Annotated in this window: 16 protein-coding genes; 8 read left to right on the forward strand and 8 right to left on the reverse strand. The window is 47.1% G+C overall.

All coding sequences use genetic code 11. The features are described from left to right. Positions 1 to 176: 176 nt before the first annotated feature. The 3 genes from SPL68_RS00890 to SPL68_RS00900 all read left to right on the forward strand — a co-directional run bounded on the left by SPL68_RS00890 (position 177) and on the right by SPL68_RS00900 (position 5,798). Positions 177 to 2,303, forward strand: a complete 2,127-nt coding sequence (locus tag SPL68_RS00890) for a PAS domain-containing hybrid sensor histidine kinase/response regulator (protein WP_323813179.1) — start codon at positions 177 to 179, stop codon at positions 2,301 to 2,303. A 5-nt stretch (positions 2,304 to 2,308) separates the two neighbouring features. Further along, a complete protein-coding gene (locus SPL68_RS00895) occupies positions 2,309 to 5,248 on the forward strand; it encodes a class I adenylate cyclase (protein ID WP_323813180.1) in 2,940 nt (979 codons plus the stop codon). A 142-nt stretch (positions 5,249 to 5,390) separates the two neighbouring features. Beyond that, positions 5,391 to 5,798, forward strand: a complete 408-nt coding sequence (locus SPL68_RS00900) for a hypothetical protein (RefSeq protein WP_323813181.1) — start codon at positions 5,391 to 5,393, stop codon at positions 5,796 to 5,798. Between the two features lie 67 nt (positions 5,799 to 5,865). On the opposite strand, the gene SPL68_RS00905 is transcribed toward SPL68_RS00900, so the two are convergent. Together SPL68_RS00905 and SPL68_RS00910 are read right to left on the reverse strand one after the other, a co-directional pair. After that, the gene (locus tag SPL68_RS00905) at positions 5,866 to 6,993 is read right to left on the reverse strand and encodes a DNA alkylation repair protein (protein WP_323813182.1); all 1,128 of its coding nucleotides are present in this window, start codon (positions 6,991 to 6,993) and stop codon (positions 5,866 to 5,868) included. Positions 6,994 to 7,089: 96 nt separating this feature from the next. After that, the gene (locus tag SPL68_RS00910) at positions 7,090 to 8,496 is read right to left on the reverse strand and encodes a PAS domain-containing protein (RefSeq protein ID WP_323813183.1); all 1,407 of its coding nucleotides are present in this window, start codon (positions 8,494 to 8,496) and stop codon (positions 7,090 to 7,092) included. A gap of 443 nt (positions 8,497 to 8,939) precedes the next feature. Between SPL68_RS00910 and SPL68_RS00915 the strand changes: the two genes are divergently transcribed. Both SPL68_RS00915 and SPL68_RS00920 read left to right on the forward strand, forming a co-directional pair. Then, positions 8,940 to 9,383: a nucleoside deaminase gene (locus SPL68_RS00915; protein WP_323813184.1), complete on the forward strand. Its 444-nt coding sequence runs from the start codon at positions 8,940 to 8,942 to the stop codon at positions 9,381 to 9,383. After that, the gene (locus tag SPL68_RS00920; protein WP_323813185.1) at positions 9,376 to 10,518 is read left to right on the forward strand and encodes a sensor domain-containing diguanylate cyclase; all 1,143 of its coding nucleotides are present in this window, start codon (positions 9,376 to 9,378) and stop codon (positions 10,516 to 10,518) included. Before SPL68_RS00915 ends, SPL68_RS00920 begins: the two co-directional genes overlap by 8 nt. Before the next feature lie 131 nt (positions 10,519 to 10,649). Here SPL68_RS00920 and nirD read toward each other — a convergent pair whose 3' ends face one another. The 3 genes from nirD to cobA form a co-directional block, all read right to left on the reverse strand. Beyond that, positions 10,650 to 10,982 (reverse strand): nitrite reductase small subunit NirD, encoded by a 333-nt coding sequence (gene nirD / locus SPL68_RS00925; RefSeq protein ID WP_323813186.1) that lies wholly within the window; start codon positions 10,980 to 10,982, stop codon positions 10,650 to 10,652. A 139-nt stretch (positions 10,983 to 11,121) separates the two neighbouring features. Next, positions 11,122 to 13,665, reverse strand: a complete 2,544-nt coding sequence (nirB, locus tag SPL68_RS00930) for a nitrite reductase large subunit NirB (RefSeq protein ID WP_323813187.1) — start codon at positions 13,663 to 13,665, stop codon at positions 11,122 to 11,124. 79 nt (positions 13,666 to 13,744) lie between these two features. Continuing rightward, positions 13,745 to 14,596: a uroporphyrinogen-III C-methyltransferase gene (cobA, locus tag SPL68_RS00935; protein WP_416377412.1), complete on the reverse strand. Its 852-nt coding sequence runs from the start codon at positions 14,594 to 14,596 to the stop codon at positions 13,745 to 13,747. Positions 14,597 to 15,245: 649 nt separating this feature from the next. Here cobA and moaA point away from each other — a divergent pair. From moaA to SPL68_RS00950, 3 genes are all read left to right on the forward strand, one after another. Next, positions 15,246 to 16,238 carry a GTP 3',8-cyclase MoaA gene (gene moaA, locus SPL68_RS00940; protein ID WP_323813189.1) on the forward strand — a complete coding sequence of 331 codons (993 nt, stop codon included), beginning with the start codon at positions 15,246 to 15,248 and terminating at the stop codon, positions 16,236 to 16,238. Positions 16,239 to 16,393: 155 nt separating this feature from the next. Beyond that, entirely contained in the window at positions 16,394 to 16,915 is a 522-nt protein-coding gene (gene moaB, locus SPL68_RS00945; RefSeq protein ID WP_323813190.1) for a molybdenum cofactor biosynthesis protein B, read from the forward strand. Next, positions 16,912 to 17,289, forward strand: a complete 378-nt coding sequence (locus tag SPL68_RS00950) for a winged helix-turn-helix domain-containing protein (protein WP_323813191.1) — start codon at positions 16,912 to 16,914, stop codon at positions 17,287 to 17,289. The genes moaB and SPL68_RS00950 overlap by 4 nt, the downstream gene beginning before the upstream one ends. Before the next feature lie 23 nt (positions 17,290 to 17,312). Here SPL68_RS00950 and SPL68_RS00955 read toward each other — a convergent pair whose 3' ends face one another. The 3 genes from SPL68_RS00955 to modA are packed head-to-tail and all read right to left on the reverse strand — an operon-like array spanning position 17,313 to position 19,407. Next, complete coding sequence (locus tag SPL68_RS00955) at positions 17,313 to 17,960, reverse strand: ATP-binding cassette domain-containing protein (RefSeq protein ID WP_323813192.1); 648 nt, start codon at positions 17,958 to 17,960, stop codon at positions 17,313 to 17,315. Then, complete coding sequence (modB, locus tag SPL68_RS00960; RefSeq protein WP_323813193.1) at positions 17,953 to 18,651, reverse strand: molybdate ABC transporter permease subunit; 699 nt, start codon at positions 18,649 to 18,651, stop codon at positions 17,953 to 17,955. The genes SPL68_RS00955 and modB overlap by 8 nt, the downstream gene beginning before the upstream one ends. A 36-nt stretch (positions 18,652 to 18,687) precedes the next feature. Further along, positions 18,688 to 19,407: a molybdate ABC transporter substrate-binding protein gene (modA, locus tag SPL68_RS00965; protein ID WP_323813194.1), complete on the reverse strand. Its 720-nt coding sequence runs from the start codon at positions 19,405 to 19,407 to the stop codon at positions 18,688 to 18,690. Between the last annotated feature and the right edge of the window lie 286 nt (positions 19,408 to 19,693).

The following is a 19,693-nucleotide window of genomic DNA, read 5'->3' on the forward strand; positions in this document are numbered from 1 at the left end:
CGCCGCCCTTGGTATCCATCGGCGGCGTTTTTGTTTGTCGTCAAATCCAACATTTAATTCTGTTCACTACTGGTATTTGCACCAAAGTGGACTAGGCTTTAAGTCCGGCAGTATGTTTTTTATCCAACCCAACTTTATCCAACCCAACCAAGACGGATAAAAGGGACACGCAGGCTATGGGCGATAAATCTCTCCATTCAGGCGCTACCGAAACAGGCGCAACTGAAGAGGCACTGGCAGCCAGAATCCGGCAGCTGGAGGATGAGCTCGCGCGTTTGAATGACCGGGACATGCGCCACCGCTATGCGATGGAAGCCAGCAGCGATGGCACATGGGATTGGCATCTGCAGACCAACAAGATTTATTTCAGCCGCAGCTATCTGCGCATGCTCGGTTACGACTACGAAGACCTGCCCGGCAATCTGGATACCCTGCGCGATTATTTTGTCCATCCCGACGATGTGGATGCGATGCTCGCGGAGTTCCAATCTGCACTTGAAAACTGCTGCGAATCGCTACAACTTCAATACCGAATGCTGCACCGCAATGGCGATAGTATTTGGGTTCACTCCAAAGCCAAATTTTTTGAGCCAGATGCACAGGGGCGCGCCACTCGCTGTGTTTGCGTCAACACCAATATTTCCGATTTTATGACCTCGCATGAGGAGCTGCTCAGCGCCAAAGCGCAGGCCGATCTCGCCAGCAAAACCAAAAGTGAATTCCTCGCACGCATCAGCCATGAAATTCGCACGCCGATGAATGCGATTATCGGCATAGGTTATTTACTGCATGACACCAAGCTTGATGAGCAACAGAAGAGTTATCTCTCCAGCATCAATTCAGCCGCAGATTCACTCTTGCAGATTATTAATCAACTACTCGACTTTTCTAAAATCGAATCCGACCGCGTCATTCTTGAACACGCGCATTTTGATCTGGATCAGCTGTTTGAAAAAATATCGCGTCTGTTTGAAATTAGCGCGCTGCATCGCACCGTCAATATTGTGTACGACATCAAATCCGATGTGCCGCGTTTTTTGCGCGGCGACGCTTCGCGTTTGAGCCAAATTATCGGTCACTTAATTAACAACGCATTTCAATATTCCGATACCGATCAAGTATTGGTGAAAGTCACACGCAAAAGTCAAACCGCAAAACAGGTGGTACTGGAATTTACCATTGAAGATAATGGCTTGGGCATGACCGATGAAAAACTCGCGCATATAAAAGAACAACTGGTGTTTAACAAATCGACGCAGAGCCATGAACACACTACCTATGGCCTCGGTATTTGCAGCCATCTTGTGCATTTAATGCAGGGCGAATTTGCGATTGAATCGCAACTAAACCAAGGCTGCAAAGTGATCTTTAGCGCGGCATTTGAACACAGTCATTTAGGTGAAAAAACACTGGTGAGCCATCCACGCGATTTAAACAATATTCGCGTGTTAATTGTGGATAGCAACACCATTGCGCGCACCATTATCGCGAGCACAGCGCGCAGTATTCATTTGCAAGCCGATGAAACCGACAATCCGCTGATCGCCCTTGAACGCATTCGCCAAGCGGATAATCTGGGTAAACCCTATCACTTCATTTTGCTCGATTACCGTATGACCGGCATGACTGGATTGCAACTCACCAACATGATCAAATCCGATCTCAGTCTGAAACACAAACCACGCATTTTTTTAATTTCTGCCTATCACCGCGATGAAATTTCCAGCGCCGACCCCAACGCGATTTTGGTCGATGAATTTTTAAGCAAACCAGTAAGTGAATCGCGCCTGTTTGATGCCATCAGCCAAACTATTGGCCGAGAACAAATACTGCAAGACATCAGCCCGGAAACAACAGCTCCCGGTGATATTGAAGAGCTGCTTGAGAATGCGCGCATCTTGATTGCCGAAGACAACATCGTGAACCAACAAGTGATTCGCGGCATTCTCAAACGCAAAAAAATTATCTCGGCCATCGCCGCCAATGGCATAGAAGCATTAACACTATTGGAAAATACCAGCGAACCGTTTGATGTAATTTTGATGGATTTGGAAATGCCGGAGATGGACGGTATAGAAGCAACACAGCGAATTCGCGCGGGCAAATTGCGCATCAACAAACAACAACACAGTATTCCTATTATTGCCGTTACCGCGCAGGCCATGCGTGGTGACCGCGAGCGCTGCTTGGCAGCAGGCATGAACGGTTATTTATCCAAACCCGTCAACCCTGAATTGCTCTACAATACGCTCGCCGATATTCTGCGTAAGAAAAAAATTACTCTCGGAAACTCTCAACACTAAACTCCATGTATTCACGCCCAATAGACATACACGATATCGATGAGGGTGTTGATCGCAAACAACTCAATCAGCTCAAGCAACGATTTCTCACGTTGAATCAGGTGCGCTATCAACGCACGCTCGATGCATTACCCGAACGCCAGCAACAATTTTTTCAGTTATTACCGCTGCTGTTTCATGTAAACCACTCCATGCTGCCGGGCTATGTATCGCATCGCACACCTGCCGGTATTTATCAGTACACGCCTGATGCCGAGGTTTTGCGCACCGCTAAAATACTGGCGCGCAGCTTTCAACATCAACGCGATCTCAGTGAAAAAATATTTCACATAGATGCGTTATTTATTATGGGCAGCGTTGGCACCATTGCCCAAAATGACAGCAGCGATCTGGATGTGTGGGTATGCCACAGCCTCGATGAAAATCAAACAGAATTTGCAGAACTGGAACGCAAGTGCAAACTAATTAGCCAATGGGCAGCACAGCATATTCATTTGGAAGTGCATTTCTTTTTAATGCGTAGCGATGAGTTTTCGGCACAAACGAGCCAATCGCTCAATAGCGAGGCAAGCGGTTCGGCGCAACATTTTTTATTGCTGGATGAGTTTTATCGCACTGCATTGTGGCTCGCCGGAAAAGTTCCACTCTGGTGGTTTATTCCTGCATCGCAAGAAGCCAACTACAGCAGCTATCGCGAAAAACTTTTGCAGAAGCGATTTATTCGCCACACAGATGTAATCGACTTTGGCGGCTTGCCATATATCCCTACCAATGAATTTATCGGCGCAGGTATTTGGCAACTCTACAAAGCCATTGAATCGCCTTATAAATCAGCACTCAAACTTTTACTGCTGGAATTTTATGCCAGCTATGAACAATCTGGCCAAGCCCCCGAGATAAGAGCAACCAAAACAGAAATAACTGAAACAGGAACAACCGCAACAGAAGCCACCAAGGCGAACGAAGGCGAGCCACTTGCACTTAGCCTAAAGCGCGCTATTTATGCGCAGGAGCCAGATGCAGATGCACTTGATCCCTATGTCATGGTTTACCGGTGCATTGAGCAGTATTTGCAACAACACAATCAACTACAGCGCTTGGATTTAGTTCGCCGCTGCTTTTATTTTAAAGTGAACCGGCCTTTGTCACGCATCAGCCGCACCAATAAATCCTGGCAGCGACAACTGCTTGAAAGCTTGGTCAAAAGTTGGAATTGGTCAGCACATCAATTACACATGCTCGACAACCGCGCTTACTGGAAAGCACCACACGTCATTAGCGAGCGTGCACTACTCGTCAACGAACTTAACCAAAGTTACCGACTGTTAAGCGAACTGAATAATCATCACCAAAATGAGATTGCTATTCGCAGTGATGAATTAATGGTTCTCGGCCGCAAATTGCATGCAGCCTTTGAACGCAAAGCGGGAAAAATTGAATGGATAAACCCCGGTATCTCGCGCGATTTAAGTGAAGACAATCTGTGTTTTATTCGCCACCACGATGACAATGGTGAGAGTTGGCAAGTAATGCGTGGCAGCCAGCAGGATTTAACTCTGCGCAATATCAATGTGGAGCCGATTAAACGCTCACGCAGTCTGGTGGAATTATTGCTCTGGTGCCACGCGAATGAAGTACTGGCAAGGCATACTAAAGTCGATATTATCGGCGCCGCCTTTTCGCTCAACCACACCCAAAGGCAACAACTGATTCACGCCTTACAACACTGGCTGCCGATTCCATTAACGGTTGAACACCAACAATTTACTCGCCCTGCCAGTATCGAAAAATTACTAATCATCGCCAACACCGGGGTTGAGCCTCAGCCTGACTTGCATAAAAAAGGCATGCAAATGCTAAGCAATCAGCGCGATGCATTTGGCTACAGCGGCCTGCGTGAAAACCTGATGATTAATGCTGATGTAATTCAAATCAATTCCTGGGGCGAGTTAATTTGTCGCCATTACGAAAATGATGCTCTGGTAAATTGTCTGCAACACTACTTCCGGTTATTTCCCCCCGGAAAGCATTTTTCATTACCCGAGTTAAGTGTGCGCTGTTTTAGCAGCAACCAAGGCAGCAATATTGCGCAGCGACTGACTGAGTTATGGCGTGATTTGATTAGCTGCTATTACTCCGGCTCGCATCCACGAACCAGCCGCTACCTGTTAGAAATGGGCGATGAATATTTACTACTGCAATTTGTACATCAGCAATTGCAAATTCATCGTTTTAAAAGCTATGAACAATTACTGGAAAAACTTTCACAGGCCCAGCTTGAGTTCAGCCCAATAGTGATTGATCGCTATGGCCTGCGCGACAAACCCTTGCGCATTATGTGCGAAAAAATTAAACAGTCTGGAATCTATGTGTTTTATCAGCATGAAAACACTCAAGCAAAGATCACCATTGTCGATGAAAAAGGCTCAGTCTTCTCAACCACAACTGAATATCACGATCAGCAGACACTACTGCGCCCACTAATCACTTTTATTAACGCGGCCTTGCGGCGGCAGTCGCTGGACAGTCATCACTCCAGCACTGACACCAAAGACATTTATATCTATGAATTGCTAGGCAACATCAAACAACAGCAAGGGCTGGCAGAACGCCGCCAATTGCAAAATGATTTAAGCCAGCTGCACTTTATCAACATCAAAGCTATTGCCGAATTGGATATCGATCAAGAATTACGTTTTACTATTTTTTGTAATGAGCAGGAATTTTCCGCACTTGCCTATGGCGATGAGCTATTTAAAGCCGTTGCTAACTATATTATTCGCAGACGTAGGCACGGCGAGCGCTACCCTTGCTACATAACCGACCTCGACTTATCGCTCTGCCACGAAAGTCTCGCACAACAAACCGGTATACAGTTGGGGCATTATTTACAGCTAAAGTCCGAGCTGGAAAACAAACTCAATATCGCGCTAAGTTCACTTTAATATTAATTTTTGTTTAGTCTCAAGCAGCACATGCACAAGTCATGCATAATCCCAACACCACTATTTTTAGCCATGAGCACTCTCAAAAAAAATCTAAAAAAATACAAAATCATATTAACCAAGATAAATATTGAGATAAATCATGAAAAAAATTCTACTATTAGTTGCTTTAACAACCCTAAGCATAAGTCACTGGGTGCAAGCTGAATCACTGGTCGGCACTTGGGAGCTGGAATACGCCATTTACAAAAATGAGCAAGGTGAGGTTGTTGGGGAGATAAAAGACAAAACTACCCTGTCCCGCAAAATCCTGTCGGAGCAACATTTCACCTTTATCACCTGGGATAACACCGGAAAGTTTATTGTTGCCGCTTCAGGGACTTATACATTTAAAGGTGAGGACTACAAAGAAACTGTGGATGTCACTTCAGAAGCACGACTAATGGGAAAAACCTATCACTTTAATGGCGTGATCAAAAAAGACCTGTGGATTCATAAGGGCATGGAAGATGGAACGCTGATCGAGGAACACTGGCGCCGCGTACAATAATTCGCCTTAAAAAATCCTGACAGATTGCCCTGTCAGGGTTTTTCACCTCGCAAGTCACTCTAATAGTTCAATCAATATCCAAATGAAAGTCAGCGATTTTCATTTCAATACCATTTACTTGAATTGCAACCCGATGCATACCGGCGTAATACCTACGGGTCGTAATCGGTTTGAATGAATGCAATTTATTAATCTGAAAAATTTCGTTTGTAGCCATTTCAATATTTTTCAGTTTAAAAACCTTCCGCGCTAAATCTCCATTGGCTTTCATAAAATAGATTACGTAATCAATCACCAAGGTTTGCGCTTTTTTGCCTCCACTAATTGAACAAGAAAACCCAATCGCTTCGCCTTGATTAATCCGGTTATTAGTTAACACAATTTCACTCAGGCTAACTTTGGGTTTTTCTGTATATCCCAACAGCGGAAATACGCGAGCATCTCCCGCTTTAATCAGCGAGCGCAGTGCGTGCTTAACTATCCAGTCAGTATGTTCGTTCCCATCAGCCAGCCAACGCTGGCACAGGCTAATCACCCACTCAGGATTATCTTTACTGATGTCATTAAGATTGTTCGCAACCGAGCGACGCACATAAAGACTTTCGTCAGCTTTTAGCTTTTCCAAAATTGCTAATAGCGGATCAGGGTCGCGAATAAATTGCGGCAAACGCATACCCCAGGGTAAGCGCGGGCGCGAACCCTCCGATGCCAAACGGCGCACATGCTCGGATGGATGCTCGCACCATTCCAATAATTTTGCGTAGGTAATATTTGTGTGCTCTTGAATAAACGGGCGTATTGCAAATTCGGCCGTAAATAATGGCGTTAACTTTTCCAGAGTTTTTAATGCTTCTTTGGGATGCTGTAACCCGTGAACCGCAATGTAATCAATTAACGGCCAAGCAGCAAAACCTGCTTTGTTATCAGTAACACTACCCTTATCCCATACCGATGGAAGTTCCTGTAAATGTTTGCTGAGTTTTTTAAACGGCAAATTATAGTGACGATGCAATACTGCAATCAGGTGATGGACGCGTGCTTTTAATTCAAGCCCATCAAGACCGATCTCCGCATCTTTTTGAAAGGCTTTGGCATTAAATCCGGGCACAACCAATGCCACACTGGAAGCAATGCGCTTGATCGCAGGCTTACCCAAGCCATCTTTCATCAGCCCACTCGTTTCGACATCACCCATAAAAACTCCTGCAAAGAGGCGAAAAATAAAAACTGCGATCATAAAAAAAGCTGCTGTCAGTTACTGACAGCAGCTTTTTGTGAAGCCAAAAATAAATCAACTCAATGCCAATTGAATATTAAAACAGGTTCCGTTTTGTTCATCGGAGGTCACCGCCATTTGCCCCCTGTGGTGCTCGGTAATAATAAAATAGGAGTAGGACAAACGCTGTTCTACCGGACAAGTTGAATCGCGATTGGTCAATGCAAAAAATGGCTGGAAGATATCCAGCTGCTCATTTGCAGTTAAACATTTGCCATTGTGTTCGATCTTAATCCAGAGCGAATCGTAGAACTCACCAATTTCAATATTGATCCAAGGCTTATTGCTGTCATCCCAAGTTTTTGCATTGAGCGCATAAAAGGAGTTACGCATCAAACGCACAAAAACTTGTTCCAACTCTGCGGGGTAACAAGGAATTTGCGGCAGGGATTCAGCGAAATTGCGACGAATATTAATGTGCTTAAACGCGAGACTATCAGCATCGGTAAACAATTCCGTCGCCAGAGCGATGCTGCGTTCCATGATGGGCGCAATATCGACCACTTGTTTGCTGTCGCGATGACTGCCTGCAAGATCTAACAGGTTTTGTGCAATTGCTGTTGCCTGATGCGCACTCAGCCGCACAGTTTCAACCTCCTGCAATAAAAAGTCTTTTACTTCACCCAAGTCAGCTGCTTCAATCTCGGCGCGCGCACGCGTCACACGCGACAAAATCGCTTTCATTGGCATGCTGATATCAAATGCCATCGCCGATGCAAGCTCACCCATCGCCGATACTTTATCGCGCTCGGCAACTTTATTTTCCGCATTGACTTGCTTGGTGACATCGGAAATCAAAATCACTATGCCGGTATCAACGTGATTAACGAGCGGGTAGAGAGTGATGTCAAAACTGTATTGGCCGCGCTGGGCGTGTTTAAGATTCAGCGTTTCACCGGAGGTCAGAACCGAATTTACTTGTTCCTCTGTGAGGGTGATAGCGGCATAGGCACTCCACAGATTTTGCCCGACCACATCGTTAAATGGGCGCCCGGTGATCTCTTCAGCTTTTTTGTTCCATTGGGTGACCTGCAATTGCTTGTTTAAACCAATCAACATCACCGGCATGGAGTTAACAATACTGCCAATGTAGGCCTCGCGCTCCTGTAATTCCGCCGTGCGCGCAGCTACCCGATCCTCCAAAGTTGCCTTGATATCGGTTAGGGCACGATTGGAGCGCATGGCGCGCAAATGCGCACGAATAAGGAAGATAAGCGCAATCCCGAGCGAAATGATCAAAATACCGGCACTGGTATTGGCGACGTACTGCCACTTGGTACTACCGTCTGCCTCGCGAAACACATCGAGCATATCGGCAAAAGCACTTGTACTCAGACAGGCAAGTGCGATGAAAACCAAGGCTTTTTTCATAGGGTAAATCTCATTACTGATGAGGATGCGTAAACAGGAAGGGAAAATCATAACCTCCACTCCTTTGCCTGAACCAAAAAGTCCGGGATATATGTTCCGAGGGGGCAAATTCCACAGCGAGGGACGAATTCTACAAGATGCGCCCGCGCCACAATAGCGTCACGTTAAAACAATAGCGCAGTGTTAAGAAAATAACGCCGCTCTAAGAATAGAAGCTTTATCGCTTTCTTGCCGCCTATCGCCACACTCAAAGAGCGGCATCGTATTTGCAGTTATTTGCAATATCGTTCCGCAAAACGGGTTCTGGATTAATTTTCGTAAAAATTTGTGCGCCAGCTGCCATGAGGGGAATCACTGTCTACACTGAGACAGCTGTGAGCAGGTATAAACTAATCCCGCCTCTGCAACCGTCACTTAAAACAACACAGCCAGCAGCATTAGATCAACCCGATTAATTGTGGCATCCGCCGTTTTACGACCAAGGAGCGCGTTAGATGACGACAGATCCTTTTATGCAGGCCGCCATCGATGAAGCCCGCAAAGGCCTTGCAGAAGGCGGTATTCCTATAGGTTCAGTACTGGTGATCGATGGCAAAATCGTCGGACGCGGGCATAACCAGCGCGTACAAAAAGGCAGCTGCGTGCTCCATGCCGAGATGGATTGTCTGGAAAATGCCGGGCGCCTGAGCGCGCGGGATTATCGCCGCGCCACCCTTTATTCGACCCTTTCCCCTTGCGATATGTGCAGCGGCACTGTGCTGTTATACGGCATAAAGAAAGTGGTGATTGGCGAAAATCGCACTTTTCAGGGGCCAGAAGATTATTTGCGCAGCCACGGAGTGGAACTGGATTTACACGACAATGCCCAATGTTTACAAATGATGCAGGATTTTATCGCACAGCAACCCGAGCTGTGGAACGAGGATATAGGTGAATAGTATTTATATTGCGCTTGCGGCTTTATTTGGCGTAGCGGTTGTGATCGCCGCCGCAGTACATATCAACCGGGTCAATCTGAAACTACGCAACATGGTGCGCTTAATGCGCAGTGCCGATGTGTGGCAGCGCGGCCACAACAATGTGCTGGCACAAATAGTGGCAGATGATGCCTTGGAAGACATACTGCTCGGCATCATCGTCGGTGTGGAACACCTCAAGCCCGAGATGACCTGCAGCATTTTATTAGTTGATAGCACAACCAATACCCTGAAAGTCGCTGCTGCACCCAACCTGCCCGAGTTTTACAATCAAGCAGTTGAAGGATTGCCCATCGCCAAACCACTTGGCTCCTGCGGAACGGCTATAGCTAACGGCCAGCGAGTGATCACCAGCGATATCCAAAACGACCCGGCTTGGGCTAGCGTGCGCGATCTAGCCGCTAAAGCAGGGCTGGCCTCCTGCTGGTCCGAGCCGATTATCAACCGGCGCGGCGAAGTCTTGGGCACCTTTGCGATTTACCAGGCGCAAATTGCCGAGCCCACTGCTGAAGACATCCGCCTGATTGAAGAGTCGGCCTACCTCGCTGAAATTGCCATTGAACGCAAACGCGCATTGGAAGCTCTGCGCGAGAGCGAAGAACGCCACCGCATTATGGCGCAGCACGACGCACTGACCGGGCTACCCAACCGCGCCCTCTTTGCCGAGCAACTCAAGCAAGCGCTAAGCTACTGCAAACGTCACGAGCGCGTGCTCGCGGTGATGTTGCTCGACCTCAATAAATTCAAACCCGTCAATGACCAATACGGCCACGCACTGGGCGATGAATTATTAAAACAGGTCGCCAAACGGCTGCTAGGCGCAGTGCGCACCTCGGATACGGTCGCGCGCATCGGCGGCGATGAATTCGTAATACTGCTGCATCAGATCGATGACTTTCATCAGGCCAATATCGTCAGCGAAAAAATCCAGCAAATATTGGATGAACCCTTTTTAATTGAAGGCATTCCGATTCACATCGGCTGCAGCATTGGCACTGCTTTTTATCCGCATGACGGTAGCGACTTATTAGAACTCACTAAAATCGCAGATCAACGAATGTATGAACACAAACATACATTTGCCGTTGCACGATAAAAAAGATCGCTAGAAATATAACTGCCATATAAAAAGAGCAGCTATAAAAAAGGGCAACCCAAAGGTTGCCCATTAAACCGACTCATGAAGCAAGCCGAAGAAGAAGGGAGTGAACACACAACAAAAAACGATTACGCCTGCACTTGCACTAAACCATCATCTACCCGCACAGGAAACACATTCACTTTGTATTCCGGTTTTTCCAAACATTCACCAGTACGCAGGTTGTAATGCTCTTTATACAGCGGTGAAGCAACCACCACCTCATCGCCAATCGAACCAATAATGCCGCGCGACAATACATTGGCTTCACCAATCGGATCAAAATTCGATATTGCAAACACTTCATTCAAACGGCGCGAACGGAAGATCGCCACCTGCTGATTATTTACCAGCGCACAGACGCCAGTGTCGGGTAGCAAATCCTCAATTTCACACACGCTAATCCAGATTTTATCGCTCATGATTTTTCTCGCTAAAAATTTTGTATTTGAATTTTTCTCACCCTTTGAAAAGGGGAACCAGAAAAGATTTAATCCCCCTACCCCCCTTTTTCAAAGGGGGAACCAACTCCTCCCTTTGGAAAAAGGAGGCCGGGAGGGATTAATCCACCAACTCAACAAACTGGATGTTCTCGTTACTACGCTCTAGTGCAGTAGCCGGGCGAATTTGTTCGCGCTCTACCACGTAAGCGAGATTGCTGTCAGTCGCATCGGTATTAATGAAGTGTTTGAATCGTTTTTGCAGCTCTTCATTCTCAACCGTGGTTTTCCATTCACATTGGTACTGACTGATGTTGTAAGCCATTTGCTCTTCCAACTCAGCACACAAGCCCAACTTATCGTCGATCACCACTTTCTTGAGATAATCCAAACCGCCTTCCATATTCTCCATCCACACAGACGTACGTTGCAGACGGTCACCGGTGCGGATGTAGAACATCATTACGCGGTCGATATATTTAATCAGGGTTGCATCATCCAAACTGGTTGCAAATAAATCAGCGTGACGCGGGCGCATACCGCCGTTACCACACACATACAAACTCCAACCGGTTTCAGTGGCGATCACACCAAAATCTTTTGATTGCGCTTCAGCACATTCGCGCGTACAACCCGACACACCAAATTTAATTTTGTGCGGTGAACGCACACCTTTGTAGCGATTCTCCAGCGTGATTGCCATGCCCACAGAATCCAACACACCGTAACGACACCAGGTTGAACCCACACAGGATTTCACCGTACGCAAAGACTTACCGTAGGCGTGACCAGTTTCAAAACCAGCGTCAACTAATTTTTTCCAGATGGTTGGCAACTGATGCAATTGCGCACCAAACAAGTCGATACGTTGGCCGCCGGTAATTTTGGTGTAGAGCTTGTACTCTTTCGCAACTTGACCGAGGGCAATTAATTTATCGGGAGTGATTTCACCACCGGCAACGCGCGGCACGATTGAGTAGGTGCCATCTTTTTGCATGTTGCCCAAGAAAATATCGTTGGTGTCTTGCAGGCCGATGTGTTTTTTGTCCAACACATATTCGTTCCAGAAACCAGCGAGAATAGAACCCACCGCAGGCTTACAAATATCGCAACCCAAACCGTGGCCGTGTTGATCCAACAAATCATCAAAGGATTTAATTTGTTTGATGCGCACTATGTCAGCCAATTCCTGACGCGAATGCGGGAAGTGCTCACAGATATGATTACTTACTTCTACGCCGAGTTTTACCAGCGCAGAATCCATTACTTGTTTGGTCAACGCTGAACAACCGCCACAACCAGTTGATGCTTTAGTGATGGATTTGATATCGCCCATAGTGCGTGCGCCGCCGTCTACTGCGCAGCAAATTGCACCTTTGCTTACATCAAAACAGGAACAGATCATCGCTGCTTCCGGCAATGCATCTACACCGATTGCCATACCGCCACCGCCTTCAACGTTTGGCAGAATCAAGCAATTAGGATCTTCCGGCAAATCCATTCCATTCACACACATTTGTTGCAATGTGCCGTAGGCTTCTACGTCGCCCACCAACACTGCGCCCAACAATTTTTTATTGTCGGCCGACACAATCATGCGTTTGTAAACTTCATCTACATCGTTGCTGTAGGTGTAGCTCAGTGAGCCGGGAGTAGTGCCGTGTGCATCGCCGATGGATGCCACATCAACACCGAGCAATTTCAACTTGGTGCTCATATCGGCACCCATAAATTGATCGCTGCCGCCGGTGATATGGGACACAGCCACTTTTGCCATTTGGTAGCCGGGTGCAACCAAACCGTAAATGCGGTTATTCCACAGTGCACACTCACCAATGGCATAAACATTTTCGATAGTAGTTTGGCAATTGTTGTCGACCACAATACCGCCGCGCTCACCCAAACCAATTCCGCATTTACGCGCGAGTTCATCCTGCGGACGAATACCGGCCGAGAACAAAATCATATCGGTTTCCAAATGACTGCCATCGGCAAAATTCATGCGATAGCGCGAGTCAGTACCAGCAACAATTTCATTGGTCGCTTTTTGTGTGTGAACTTTCACACCTATATCTTCAATTTTGCGGCGCAGCAATTTACCGCCACCTTCGTCGAGTTGTACCGCCATCAAACGCGGAGCAAATTCCACTACATGAGTTTCCAAACCAGCGGCCTTTAATGCAGCCGCAGCCTCCAAACCAAGCAGACCACCGCCCACTACCACACCAATTTTACTTTGCTGTGCCGAGGCAGTAATTGCTTCCAAATCTTCAATGGTGCGATACACCAAACAGTGTTCACCATTGTTGCCGGGGATTGGCGGAACAAACGGGAATGAACCTGTAGCGAGAATTAATTTGTCGTAAGCTTCGCGACGGCCGGAAGCAGTGATCACTTCTTTGTTGTCAAAATCCAGATCGACCACTTTATCTTTTAAAATAAATTCGACTTTTTTCTCGTTGTAATAATCTTCGCTGGTGAGCATCAGATCTTCGGCAGTTGAGCCGGAAAAATATTTAGAGAGCTGCACGCGATCATACGCAAGACGCGGCTCTTCCGAGAAGGTAATCACCTGATACTGATCGGCATCAGCGTGATTTACCATGTTGTCGATAAATTTGTGCCCTACCATGCCGTTTCCGACTACTACAATGCGCTTCTTCATATCTGCCTCACGGTCGTGAAATTTTTGTATTAACTAATTAGGGTTCTTTAATTCAGAAAGTTATTCGCCAAGCAACACATCAAGCCAACAGGTATTGCGCTTCAGCGGTATAAGCCTGCTCTGCATTGGCTTCTACACAGGCTTGTAATTTCTCGCGCATGCGCACCACCTCGCCTACGATAATCAGCGCTGGCGATTGCACTTGCTCGCGGATCACATCCGCAGGGAATTCACTTAAAGAAGAAATAATGTTGCGTTGATCTTTACGGCAACCGTTTTCGATAATCGCAACCGGCGTATCCGCAGCCAAACCACCGGCCAATAATTTTGCAGAGATTTCATCGGCGCGAGTCAGGCCCATGTAAAACACCAAGGTATGTTTTAGTTGCGCAAGCGCATCCCAATTCACATCCAAACTTTTTTCGGCATGGCCAGTGACAAAAGTACAGCCTTGAGATAAACCGCGATGAGTGAGTGGAATGTCTGCATAGGTGCTGCAACCGGAAGCAGAGGTAATGCCGGGAATTACATCGGCCTCAATACCAGCAGAGCGCAGTTCCAACAGTTCTTCACCACCGCGACCAAATACAAATGGGTCGCCGCCTTTAATTCGGCACACATCCAAACCCAACTGCGCTTGCTTCACCAATAATTGGTTCAGATCTTCCTGCGCAATGCTGTGTTGGTTTTTGGCTTTGCCGACATAAAAAGCGGGAATATTTTTAGGGAAGAGTGAACGAATTTCTTCGCTCACCAAATAATCATAAAAAATCACATCCGCAGCATTAATTGCACGCAGCGCCTTAAGCGTAAGCAGCTCGGCATCGCCCGGGCCTGCACCTACCAGCCAGACTTTTCCAGCACGATTTCGCTTGCTGTAGTCATCACTTTTTTTAGCTTGTCCATCGCCACCCGCACGTGCTTTTAGCATCGCGGATGGAAGAACTTCTACACTGGCTTTAAGGAAACTGTTCATGGCAACACCTGCGTTTTGGTTACACAGGAGGTTTTGCAAAGCCAATGCCAGAACGTAAAAAATGCTTTGAAATAACTATTTATTGATTATTTTCAATAGCTTACACAAATTCAAAAATCACAAAACAGGAGAACGGCAAGATGCGGGAGATCATATAAAAATCAACTTGTGATTTTTATTGGTGCAAGTACGCACCAAACAAAAACAAATTCGATTTTTTCTATTTTGCAAAAACGCACCAATTAGAAACAAATAGATGGTGCACTGCGCACCAAATAAAAACAAAACACTGTTTTTTGGTGATTTTTAAGGCAAACAGTATAGGGCCAGAATCCGCCAACCTCTGAAAATTATCTCCAGACAACTCACTTACGGGTATAAACTCTACTAAATCACCATTTTGGAACAGCATCTTTTCATCCGTTCTATTCGATCTGGCGAGACACTTGCAATACGAGCAAGCAGACAAGATGACTCGCCCAAGGAACAGAAAACGCCTTGAGCGATCAACACACCAAAGGTAGAGTGCGCTCAAGCCACAGAGGTCGCCTAGACTATTTGTTAGCAACCAGACGCTCTTTATATAGGTAATAGATTCGCCCCCATGCAACTGATCGATAACTTTGGCCGCACCATCAACTACGTCCGCCTGTCAGTCACTGACCGGTGCGACCTGCGCTGCGTTTACTGCATGGCCGAAGACATGACCTTTCTACCTCGCGCCGAGGTATTGAGCATTGAAGAATTGGCAACACTGGGCGAAACCTTTGTCGGGCTGGGCGTGACCAAACTGCGCATTACCGGCGGCGAGCCGCTGATCAGAGGCGGCATTATTGATTTGCTGGAACGACTGGGGCAGTTGCCCGACTTAAAAGAACTCTGCCTCACCACCAACGGCACTCATCTGCCGCGCTATGCACAGGCAATAAAAGATGCAGGCGTTGAGCGCATCAATATCAGCCTCGATAGCCTTAATCCCGAACGTTTTCGCCAACTCACCCGCTTTGGTGATATCAACCAAGTATTGGCCGGGATCAAAGCCGCTCAGGCCGCTGGCTTTAAACGCATCAAACTCAATTGTGTTGCACTCAAACACTACAACACAGATGAAGTGCCCGCGCTGGTGCAATTTGCGCTGGATGAAGGGCTGGATATCAGCTTTATTGAAGAGATGCCGCTCGGCCGTATCAATGAACACGGCCGCGCGGCAGAGTTTGTCAGCAGTGAAGAACTGCGCGCGAGCATCGCACAACATTGCGAGCTACAGCCGGTCTTTTCCAAACAGGATGACGCCGGCCCGGCGCGTTACTGGCAAGCAAGCGGTTACAACTCGCGCATAGGATTTATCTCACCCCATTCCAATAATTTTTGCAGCAGCTGCAACCGCGTGCGAGTGACTGCCACCGGCCGATTGTTGTTGTGCTTAGGGCAAGAAAACAGCGTGGATTTGCGCGAGACGTTGCGCACAAGCACAAATCTGCACACAGATTTGCGCACGCGCATTATCAATGCCATGCAGCACAAACCGGAAAAACACACCTTTGATTTGGCGGACGAACCGCAAATCCTACGCTTTATGAATATGACGGGAGGGTAATGCAACCCCCTCCCGACCTCCCCTTTTTCAAAGGGGAGGAGTAACTCCCAAACAACGATAGATTAATACTTGAAAAATGTGCCTTCGTTTTAACTCGCGAACGGCTTTTTAGAATAGCTTCTCCCCTTTGCAAAAGGGGAGACCGAGAGGGGATTATGTCAGCCCAAAAAGAATTTCAACCACTGCACATTTGTGTACTAACTGTATCTGATACCCGCACGCGCGAAACCGACACCTCCGGCCAGCGTCTGGAAGATTTATTAATCGCCGCCGGTCATCAGTTACATGACCGCAATTTAGTGGTCGATGATATTTATCAAATCCGCGCAGTGCTTTCCAACTGGATTATTGATCCGCTTGCACAAGTGGTTTTGATTACCGGCGGCACTGGTTTTGCGGGGCGCGATTCCACCGTGGAAGCAGTAACGCCCCTTTTTGATAAAACCGTTGTTGGTTTTGGTGAACTATTTCGCCAAGTGTCCTTTGATGAGATAGGCACTTCCACGATTCAATCGCGTGCGACCGCGGGTTTTTCCAATCGCACACTGATTTTTTGCCTGCCCGGTTCAACCGGCGCCTGCACTACTGCGTGGGAAAAAATTATCAAAGAACAATTGGATAGTCGTCATCGCCCCTGCAATTTTGTCGGGCAACTCAAAAGCAAAACTCCGGCATGAGCGAAAGCAAAAAAAATTCAGGAGCACGCCTGAAAACACAAGCGCGCCTAATGCTGGACGATGAAATTGCCTTTGGCCCCGGCAAAGCAGAGCTATTAGTGGCGATACAAACTACAGGCTCTATTTCGGCAGCGGGAAAACATCTGGGCATGAGCTACAGGCGCGCATGGTTATTGGTCGATGCCATGAACCGCTGCTTCCAGCAACCTTTGGTGGAAACCGCAACGGGCGGCAATCATGGTGGCGGAACGCAATTAACTGCATTGGGGATGGATGTACTGGAGCGCTATCAGCAATTACAGCAGGAGTTGCGCGCACTTAACGAAAAACACTTTCCAAACTTTGCGCCACTATTACGAAAAAATCCGCTATGAAAAAAGCCGCTGCCATCGGCAAATTAAACTGTGCGTTCGGATAATTTTCCACTCTGCATAACAAAACAGGGCGCATCTAAAAATTCGACTTCGCTTAGCGCATGAGTGACATAAAGCATAGGAATTTTGCACTCGTCGTAAATGCGCAAAAAAAACGGCAAGATTTGCTGCTTTAATCTTTCATCCAAGGCCGACAAAGGCTCATCCAACAACAATAATTCCGGTGAATACAAAACGGCACGCCCCAAGGCGACACGCTGCTTTTCGCCGCCGGATAATTGCGCAGGCTTGCGCTCTAACAGCGAGCCTATCTCTAATAGTTCAACAATTGCGTCAACAGTAAAGCGACGTTGCGCAGGCGCGATATTATTAAAGCCGTAAACCAGATTATTGCGCACCGATAAATGCGGCAGCAGTTGGCCATCCTGAAACACCAAACCTATATGGCGCTGATGCGCAGGCACCCATGTGCGCGCACTGGTGTCACAAAGTGTTTTGCCATTGAGAATTATGCGGCCATGCTGGGGTTTTAATAATCCAGCGATTAGCGCTAGCAGCGTACTTTTGCCACTGCCAGAAGCACCCAGCACACCACTAATAGGTGCAGAAAAATTCTGCTGAATTTGCAAATAGAAATCATCGCGCCGAAACGCCAGATTCAACTCAAGCACGACGCACTCCCAACCAACGCTCGGCGCGGCGAGTTAATAGATTACTTAATAGCAGCGAAAAAAATGCGAGCGCGAGACAAATTGCAATCAAGCGAAGCGCCATTGCATCGCCATCAACTTGATGTGTTGCAGAATAGATCGCCAGCGGCAATGTGCGCGTCTCACCGGCGATATTGCCGACAAACGTAATAGTCGCACCAAACTCACCGAGCGAGCGACTAAATACCATAATGGAGCCAATTAAAATACCCGGCAGCATCAAGGGCAAGGTTACAGTACACCAGACTTTTAATGGGCTTGCGCCGAGCGTGCTCGCTGCCAATTCCAAGCGGCGATCAATCATCTGTACCGATAATTTTGCAGCCTGCACCATCAATGGAAATGCAATCATCGCCGAGGCAAGTACCGCGCCCTTCCAATTAAATGCCAGCTCAATTCCAAAATTATTTTTTAGCCATTGCCCTGCCGCACCTTGAGCGCCGAATACAACCAACAATATGTATCCCGGAACTGTGGGTGGCAGCACCATTGGCATATACAAGACTGCTTCCAATGCAGGTTTGAAAAAAAATTCTTTACGCGCAAGCAACCAGCCAAAAAAAATGCCCGGCAAAGCGCATAATAAAGTTGCGCACAGCCCCACTTGTGCGGATAACAAAAGCACATCCCATTCGGCTTCACTTAACAACATAAAAACTTAACAACATAAAAAATCGCAACATAAAACTCACTCGTTCACTGCAAAACCGTAGCGGATAAACACATCCGTAGCAGCAGGCGATTGCAAAAACTGCCAAAAGGCTTGCGCTTCTGGCGCTGCATCTTTTGTCAGCGCACCGGGATACACAATTGGCAAATGTGTTTCCGCGGGAAAGCTGGCAACTAGCTGCACTTTTTTGCTCAACAATAAATCGGTTTGGTAGACAATCCCCAGATCACATTCACCGCGTTCGACAAATGCCAAGGCGGTGCGCACATCTTCAGCGCCAACCAAACGCGGTTGAATTGCCGACCACCAGCCATAAAACGTCAGCGCCTGTTGCGCATATTTTCCTACGGGTACATGGGCTGGGTCGCCAGTGCACAATTTGCCATCGAATGCCCCGATAAAATCAAACTCTTTTTCCAACCGAATCGACAGCTTGCGATTCATTGGCGCAATCAAAACCAATTCATTAAGCAACAAATTTTTGCGCGATGCTGAGTCCAGCAATTGTCGCTCATCCAGGTAATCCGCCCAGCCCTTGTCTGCCGAGATAAAAATATCGGCAACTGCACCATGCTCAATTTGTTTGGCCAGCGTGGATGAACCTGCGTAAGAAGTTTTGATATTGATATCAGGATGCGTCTGTTCATAACGCTGACTCAGCTCAGTTATCACATCGGTCAAACTGGCCGCTGCGGAAATACGTACATCCTTTGCCTGCGCAACAAGAGACGCGCTCATCCATATCCACATCAAGAACAGGCACCAACAATTCTTGTTTTTAATCACCACATAATCCTCATTCATATCGGCATTAAATCGTCGTTATATATACTTGGATACAATGAGATTTCTGTCAAGACAACCCAAGTTGGGGCATGCATAAAACCCAGCGCACCAATTCAGACCTCTATTTGCACAGAAATAGTCCGGACAACCCTTATCTAGCCTTACTGCCGCTGTTGAAGTTCTCTGGCAAGCTAATTGCTAATTATAAAAACCTGCCTTTTTAGAGGCTTTATTGCAG

The sequence above is a fragment of the Cellvibrio chitinivorans genome (genome assembly GCF_035117775.1).
In the GTDB taxonomy this organism is placed as follows: domain Bacteria; phylum Pseudomonadota; class Gammaproteobacteria; order Pseudomonadales; family Cellvibrionaceae; genus Cellvibrio; species Cellvibrio chitinivorans.

Bases quoted from the DNA above. Each gene is read 5' to 3' on its own strand.
- SPL68_RS00895 (WP_323813180.1), top strand. From the start codon at position 2,309: ATGTATTCACGCCCAATAGACATACACGATATCGATGAGGGTGTTGAT.
- SPL68_RS00950 (WP_323813191.1), top strand. From the start codon at position 16,912: ATGAGCGAAAGCAAAAAAAATTCAGGAGCACGCCTGAAAACACAAGCG.
- cobA (WP_416377412.1), bottom strand. From the start codon at position 14,596: ATGCTAAAAGCACGTGCGGGTGGCGATGGACAAGCTAAAAAAAGTGAT.
- SPL68_RS00905 (WP_323813182.1), bottom strand. From the start codon at position 6,993: ATGGGTGATGTCGAAACGAGTGGGCTGATGAAAGATGGCTTGGGTAAG.
- moaA (WP_323813189.1), top strand. From the start codon at position 15,246: ATGCAACTGATCGATAACTTTGGCCGCACCATCAACTACGTCCGCCTG.
- nirB (WP_323813187.1), bottom strand. From the start codon at position 13,665: ATGAAGAAGCGCATTGTAGTAGTCGGAAACGGCATGGTAGGGCACAAA.
- modB (WP_323813193.1), bottom strand. From the start codon at position 18,651: ATGTTGTTAAGTGAAGCCGAATGGGATGTGCTTTTGTTATCCGCACAA.
- modA (WP_323813194.1), bottom strand. From the start codon at position 19,407: ATGAGCGCGTCTCTTGTTGCGCAGGCAAAGGATGTACGTATTTCCGCA.
- nirD (WP_323813186.1), bottom strand. From the start codon at position 10,982: ATGAGCGATAAAATCTGGATTAGCGTGTGTGAAATTGAGGATTTGCTA.
- SPL68_RS00900 (WP_323813181.1), top strand. From the start codon at position 5,391: ATGAAAAAAATTCTACTATTAGTTGCTTTAACAACCCTAAGCATAAGT.
- SPL68_RS00910 (WP_323813183.1), bottom strand. From the start codon at position 8,496: ATGATTTTCCCTTCCTGTTTACGCATCCTCATCAGTAATGAGATTTAC.
- SPL68_RS00915 (WP_323813184.1), top strand. From the start codon at position 8,940: ATGACGACAGATCCTTTTATGCAGGCCGCCATCGATGAAGCCCGCAAA.
- SPL68_RS00890 (WP_323813179.1), top strand. From the start codon at position 177: ATGGGCGATAAATCTCTCCATTCAGGCGCTACCGAAACAGGCGCAACT.
- moaB (WP_323813190.1), top strand. From the start codon at position 16,394: ATGTCAGCCCAAAAAGAATTTCAACCACTGCACATTTGTGTACTAACT.